Source organism: Aeromonas sp. SE22, from assembly GCF_038739755.1.
GTDB classification, from domain to species: Bacteria; Pseudomonadota; Gammaproteobacteria; order Enterobacterales; family Aeromonadaceae; genus Aeromonas; species Aeromonas jandaei.
In genome coordinates this window covers 104,003-110,222 of record NZ_JBCGFD010000013.1, presented here as the reverse complement: position 1 = coordinate 110,222, position 6,220 = coordinate 104,003, and the positions used below count along the sequence as shown (strand labels likewise).

The following is a 6,220-nucleotide window of genomic DNA, read 5'->3' as shown; positions in this document are numbered from 1 at the left end:
TCGCGACCCCGACCTTGGCAAGGTCGTGCTCTACCAACTGAGCTATTCCCGCAACTACCTTAAAACAGGCCGTACAGCATTTGGTTGCTTGCGCTACTGTACGGGAGCCGAATTATAAGAGCAGTCCTTCCAATTGCAAGGGCTTTTTTGCCTGGTTGCGCGCGTTCGCTCAAAAGCTGGCCGAACTGTCGATTTTAGCAGCCAGCGCATGACAAACCCTTGCCGGGGAATCAGATCTTGAAGACGTGGCTGCGATAGAACTGCAGCTCGGCGATGGATTCTCGGATGTCGTCCAGCGCCTGATGGGTGCCGCTCTTCTTGAACTGATCCAGCAATTCCGGCTGCCAGCGGCGTACCAGCTCCTTGATGGTGCTGACGTCGACGTTGCGATAGTGGAAGAAGGCTTCCAGATCGCTCATGTGCTTGACCATGAAGCGGCGATCCTGACCGATGCTGTTGCCGCACAGCGGGCTGGTGCGCTCCGGCACCCACTGGCGAATGAAGTCGAGGGTCTCGGCAACGGCTTTCGCCTCGTCATGCTGGCTCGCCTTGACCCGGGCCACCAGACCGCTCTTGGTATGGGTGTGGACGTTCCAGTCGTCCATCTTGGCGAGCTCTTCATCGCTCTGATGAATGGCGATCACCGGCCCTTCGGCCAGCACGTTCAGGTCCTTGTCGGTGACGATGGTGGCAATCTCCAGTACCACGTTCTCTTCAGGGTCGAGACCCGTCATCTCCATGTCGATCCATACCAGGTTCTGCGCGCTGACTGTCATGATTACTCTCTCTGTTGGGAGGAATGGCGGAATTTTGCCAATTTGCATGTATCATACTGGCTTTGGATCTGTTCATAAACTGGCGAATCGAGTGGCAAAGAAAGCAAAACTCAATCTGGGTCAACAAAGACGCGTCCAGGCCAACCGCGAGCGTCGGCTGCAAAAAGAGCACACCACAGAGGTGGATGACACCCTGTTTGGCCCGGCCATCGAAGGGGTGGTGATCAGCCGTTTCGGTCAGCACGCGGACGTGGAAGCGAGCGATGGCACCATCCACCGCAGCAACCTGCGCCGCAGCAGCATCAGCAGTCTGGTGTGCGGCGACAAGGTGGTGTGGCGTCCCGGCCTCAATGCCGCCATCGCCGGCGTCATCGAGGCGGTGCATCCGCGCCACTCGGTTCTGACCCGGCCGGACTTTTACGACGGGGTCAAACCCATCGCCGCCAACATCGACCAGATCATCATCGTCTCGGCGGTGATGCCCGAGTTCTCCACCAACATCGTCGACCGCTATCTGGTGGCCGCCGAGGATGTGGAGATCCGCCCCCTCATCGTGCTGAACAAGGTCGATATGCTCGATGATGCCGCCAGAGCGCGCATCGAGCTCCAGCTCGAAACCTACCGCAAGCTCAATTACGAGGTGCTGCTGGTGAGCTGCGAGAGCGGTGAAGGGCTTGATGAGCTGAAAGCCAAGCTCACCGACAAGATCAGCATCTTCGTCGGCCAGTCAGGGGTGGGCAAATCCTCGCTCACCAACGCCCTGATGCCGGGGCTGGATGTGCTCACCGGCGAGATCTCCGAAAACTCGGGGCTCGGCCAGCACACCACCACCACGGCACGGCTCTACCACTTCCCGAGCGGTGGCGATCTCATCGACTCCCCCGGGATCCGCGAGTTCGCCCTCTGGCATCTGGAAGCCGACCGCATCACCTGGTGCTTCGTCGAGTTTCGCGACTATCTGGGTGGCTGCAAGTTCCGCGACTGTACCCACAAGGACGATCCCGGCTGTGCCCTGCGCGCCGCGGTCGACGCGGGCGCTATCAGCGCCGATCGCTTCCACAACTATCACCGCATCCTGGAAACCATGCAGGAAGCCCGTCACGGTCGCCAACAGGCGCGCCTGTGACCCTGTTTAACCTACGTTGATGATGAACATGAGCATTACTGACAACCTGAAAATTGCCGGTCAATACTGTCTGCCCAAGCACGCCCTCTCCCGTCTGATCGGCAAGTTTGCCGCCGCCGAAGCGGGCAACATCACCACCAAAGTGATCGAGGCTTTTATCAAGCAGTACCAGGTCGACATGAGCGAAGCGCTGCACGAGAGCCCGGCCCACTACAAGAGCTTCAACGAGTTCTTCACCCGCGAGCTCAAGCCCGGCATCCGCCCCGTGGTAGAAGATGCCATGACTCTGGCGCTGCCGGTCGATGGTACCGTCAGCCAGCTCGGCCCGATCCAGCAGGGTCGCATCATCCAGGCCAAGGGCCACGACTACAGCGCTCGCGAGCTGCTGGGCGGCTATGAGGATCTGGTTGCGCCGTTCAAGGATGGCGACTTCGCCACCATCTATCTGGCGCCCAAGGATTACCACCGCATCCACATGCCGCTGGACGGCGTGCTGGAGAGCATGGTGTTCGTGCCGGGGGATCTCTTCTCCGTCAACCCGCTCACCGCCGAGAACGTGCCTAACCTGTTTGCCCGCAACGAGCGGGTGGTGGCCACCTTCCACACCCCGCACGGACCGATGGCGCTGGTGCTGGTCGGTGCCACTATCGTGGCCAGCATCGAGACCATCTGGGCCGGCAACATTGCGCCGACCAAAGAGAAAAAGGTGGTGCGCTGGGACTACACCGGCGACGAGGCTATTACCCTGCAAAAAGGTGCCGAGATGGGTCTGTTCAAACTGGGCAGTACTGTCGTCTGCCTGTTTGGCCCGGGCATGCTGGCCGGTTTCGAACCGCATCTGGCCAACGGGGTCACCACCCGCATGGGTCAGCCCTTTGCCAAGCTGGCGGAGCAGGCATGAGCGAGCAACCGAACGCCTCGCAGAAGAACAACCCGCTGCACGGGCTGACGCTGGAAGCCATCGTCACCGCGCTGGTCGAGCACTACGGCTGGGAAGAGCTGGGGCAGCAGATCAATATCCGCTGCTTCACCCATGAGCCCAGCGTCAAATCCAGCCTGAAGTTCTTGCGCAAGACCCCATGGGCCCGGGAGAAGGTAGAGAGCCTCTACCTCTACGTTCAGCGCAAGCAAGCCAAATCAAAGGAATAACGCCATGGCGTTCAAGATTACCTACACCTACAAGAAGCAGGCCAAAACGATCGGCTATGCCAACGACAAGTTCAACAGCATCTATGATGCGGTTGCCGCTGCCGAAGGGATCGATCTCGCCAGCTTCCACGCCATGGAGGCTCAGCTGGCTCAGGTGTGCCGGCGCGACAAGAAGAGCGTGAAGGATTACCGGGAGAACTACTTCAAGGAGCTGGGGTTCTCCAATATCGTCATCGAACGGGATAACCTCGAAGAGGATCAGAAGTAACCATGCGAACCTTGACTCTGATGGCCGCCTCTCTGCTACTGGCGGCATGCAGTACACCGGAACAACATCTGGTTGGCAGCGATCGCGACAGCCACGGCTGCATCGGCAGTGCGGGCTATCAGTGGTCAGCGCTGACCGGCAAATGCGTGCGCCTGTTCGAGCAGGGCATCCGACTCAATCCGACCGATGCCAGCCAGACCAGCAGTGCGTTCGTGCTGTTCAACACCGATCAGAGCAAGGCCGAGCTGACCCTGCCCACCGGCGAGCAGCACCAGCTTGCCCGTCAGGGCATGGAAGGCAACTGGTCGTGGCAGGGCAGCGGTTACACCCTCTTCCCCTGGAAGGGCTATGTGCTCAAATCCGGTGACAAGGTGCTTTATCAGGGGGAGTAACCCGAGCACCTGATATCTTCCCGATATCCACCAAATAAAATGCCGACCCAAGAGGTCGGCATTTTTGTATGTGAAACAGACTGTTATCAGGCACGGCTAAGGTAATCGGCCTGCCCCACCCACTTGTAGCTGGTGAGCTCGGTCAGCCCCATGGGGCCGCGAGCGTGCAGCATCTGGGTCGAGACCGCCACCTCGGCCCCCAGCCCAAACTGGCCACCATCGGTGAAACGGGTGGAGGCGTTGACATAGACAGCCGCCGAACCGGCCCCATTGACGAAACGCTCGGCGTTGGCCAGATCGTTGGTCAGGATGGCATCGGAGTGGCCGGCGTTATGCTCGCGCATATGGGCCAGCGCCTCGTTCACATCCGCCACCAGCTTGACCCCCAGAGTCAATCCCAGCCACTCGGTATCGAAATCCTCCGGCCCCGCCTCGCACAGGTTGTCGGCCCCCGCCAGCAGCGCCATGGCGTTGGCCGCGCCGACCAGTGTCACCTTGCGCTCGTTCATCAGCGTCACCAGCTGCGGCAGGAAGGTGGCTGCCACCTTCTCGTGTACCAGCAGGGTATCGAGGGCATTGCAGGCGGAGGGGCGTTGCACCTTGGCGTTGTCGATGACCGCCAGAGAGCGCACCAGATCGGCACTCTCGTCGACGAAAATATGGCTGATACCGAACCCACCGATGATGACCGGGATGGAGCTGTTCTCCTTGCACATCTTGTGCAGGCCCGCGCCACCACGGGGGATGATCATGTCCACATAGCGGTCTAGGCGCAGCAACTCGCCGACCAGCGCCCGCTCCGGGTTGTCGATGTACTGCACCGCCGCCTCGGGCAGACCGGAGGCCGCCAAGGCATGCTGGATCACCCGCACCAGCTCCAGATTGGAGTGGAAGGTCTCGCGCCCACCACGCAGTATGCTGGCGTTGCCGGTCTTGAGGCAGAGGCTGGCGATGTCGATGGTGACGTTGGGACGAGCCTCGTAGATGACCCCGATAACCCCGATGGGTACCCGACGACGGGAGAGGCGCAGGCCATTTTCCAGCACCCGGCTATCCATTTCGGCGCCGACCGGATCGTCCAGCGTGATCACCTTGCGCACATCTGCCACGATACCGGCCAGCCGAGCCGGATTGAGCAGCAGGCGATCCAGCATCGCCTCTGACAGGCCAGCCTCACGGCCTGCCGCGATATCCTTGTCGTTGGCCGCGAGGATCTGCTCACTGCGCGCCTCCAGCTCGTCGGCGATGGCGGCCAGCGCCCGGTTCTTCTGCGCCGTGCTGATGGTTGCCAGCTGATAGGCGGCTTCTCGGGCCGCCTGCCCCATTTTCTCCAGACTCATCTCATTTCCCTTTGTTCATGCCGTGCCGCCCTGATTAGAGCAGCACCATGTCGTCTCGATGGATGGCCACAGAGCCGTAGCCATAGCCCAATACCTGTTCAATCTGATCAGAGTGGACGCCGCGCAGCTTATCCAGCTCCAGATGGTCGTAACGGCAGATGCCGCGGGCCAGCTCGGCGCCCTTGGGATCAAGAATGCGCACCACATCGCCTCGAATAAAGTCGCCTTTGACCGCGACGATCCCCTTGGGCAGCAGGCTGGAACCTTTATCCTTCATGGCGGCGACGGCCCCCTGATCCACATGCACTTCGCCGTGAGGGGGTGGGCCTGCCAGGATCCAGCTCTTGCGCCCTTCCAGCGGGGAGGCAAGCGCCGGGAAGAGGGTGCCAATCCGCTCGCCCTTGGCGAGACGGCCGATCACCTCCGGCATCTGGCCGGTCGCGATCACCACGTTGACGCCGGCGCGACGCGCAACATCGGCCGCCTGCAGCTTGGTGGCCATGCCGCCGGTACCGAGGCCACTGACACTGTCACCCGCCAGCGAACGCAGGGTATCGTCGATGGTCTGCACCTCTTCGATGAGCTGGGCATCCGGATTGGTGCGCGGATCGGCAGTAAACAGTCCCTTCTGGTCGGTGAGCAGGATCAGCAGATCGGCATCCGCCAGGATGGCGGCGCGGGCGGAGAGGTTGTCGTTGTCGCCCACCTTGATTTCAGCGGTCGCCACCGCGTCGTTTTCGTTGATGACCGGAATGATGCGGTGATCAAGCAGGGCCCGCATGGTATCGCGGGCATTGAGATAGCGCTCCCGATCTTCCAGATCGGCGCGGGTCAGCAGCATCTGGCCGATATGCAAGCCATAGAGGTTGAACAGATCCTGCCACACCCGAATGAGCTGGGTCTGACCGACTGCCGCCAGCATCTGTTTGTTGGGCAAGGTTGGCGCCAGTGGCGGGTGGCCCAGATGCTCACGCCCGGCGGCGATAGCCCCCGAGGTGACGACCACGACCCGATGGCCGTGGCGGTGCAAGGCCGCACACTGTCTGACCAGCTCGACCATATGGGCACGATTGAGCTGGGAAGACCCCCCTGTGAGCACGCTGGTGCCCAACTTGACGACTATGGTTCTGTTTTCCATGGGAGCATAAAGGCTAAAAAAGTAAGGAATA

8 protein-coding genes are annotated in these 6,220 nt (G+C 61.0%); 5 read left to right on the top strand and 3 right to left on the bottom strand.

Annotation, left to right across the window (positions count from 1 at the left end; genetic code table 11):
• Positions 1-230: 230 nt before the first annotated feature.
• Positions 231-776, bottom strand: a complete 546-nt coding sequence (gene orn, locus AAHA39_RS17360) for an oligoribonuclease (RefSeq protein WP_320655261.1) — start codon at positions 774-776, stop codon at positions 231-233.
• Between the two features lie 91 nt (positions 777-867).
• On the opposite strand from orn, the gene rsgA reads away from it, so the two are divergent.
• The 5 genes from rsgA to AAHA39_RS17335 are packed head-to-tail and all read left to right on the top strand — an operon-like array spanning position 868 to position 3,711.
• Positions 868-1,902: a small ribosomal subunit biogenesis GTPase RsgA gene (gene rsgA / locus AAHA39_RS17355; RefSeq protein ID WP_041233898.1), complete on the top strand. Its 1,035-nt coding sequence runs from the start codon at positions 868-870 to the stop codon at positions 1,900-1,902.
• A gap of 28 nt (positions 1,903-1,930) precedes the next feature.
• Entirely contained in the window at positions 1,931-2,803 is an 873-nt protein-coding gene (gene asd / locus AAHA39_RS17350) for an archaetidylserine decarboxylase (protein ID WP_320655265.1), read from the top strand.
• On the top strand, positions 2,800-3,051 hold the full coding sequence (locus AAHA39_RS17345; protein WP_005341005.1) for a VF530 family protein: 252 nt from the start codon (positions 2,800-2,802) through the stop codon (positions 3,049-3,051). The genes asd and AAHA39_RS17345 overlap by 4 nt, the downstream gene beginning before the upstream one ends.
• Before the next feature lie 4 nt (positions 3,052-3,055).
• Positions 3,056-3,319: a DUF2960 domain-containing protein gene (locus AAHA39_RS17340; RefSeq protein ID WP_033114870.1), complete on the top strand. Its 264-nt coding sequence runs from the start codon at positions 3,056-3,058 to the stop codon at positions 3,317-3,319.
• A 2-nt stretch (positions 3,320-3,321) separates the two neighbouring features.
• On the top strand, positions 3,322-3,711 hold the full coding sequence (locus AAHA39_RS17335) for a hypothetical protein (RefSeq protein ID WP_041210445.1): 390 nt from the start codon (positions 3,322-3,324) through the stop codon (positions 3,709-3,711).
• A gap of 86 nt (positions 3,712-3,797) precedes the next feature.
• Here the strand turns inward: AAHA39_RS17335 and AAHA39_RS17330 are convergent, their stop codons facing one another.
• Together AAHA39_RS17330 and proB are read right to left on the bottom strand one after the other, a co-directional pair.
• The gene (locus tag AAHA39_RS17330) at positions 3,798-5,051 is read right to left on the bottom strand and encodes a glutamate-5-semialdehyde dehydrogenase (protein WP_320655270.1); all 1,254 of its coding nucleotides are present in this window, start codon (positions 5,049-5,051) and stop codon (positions 3,798-3,800) included.
• 34 nt (positions 5,052-5,085) lie between these two features.
• Entirely contained in the window at positions 5,086-6,189 is a 1,104-nt protein-coding gene (gene proB / locus AAHA39_RS17325) for a glutamate 5-kinase (RefSeq protein WP_320655271.1), read from the bottom strand.
• Positions 6,190-6,220: the final 31 nt, after the last annotated feature.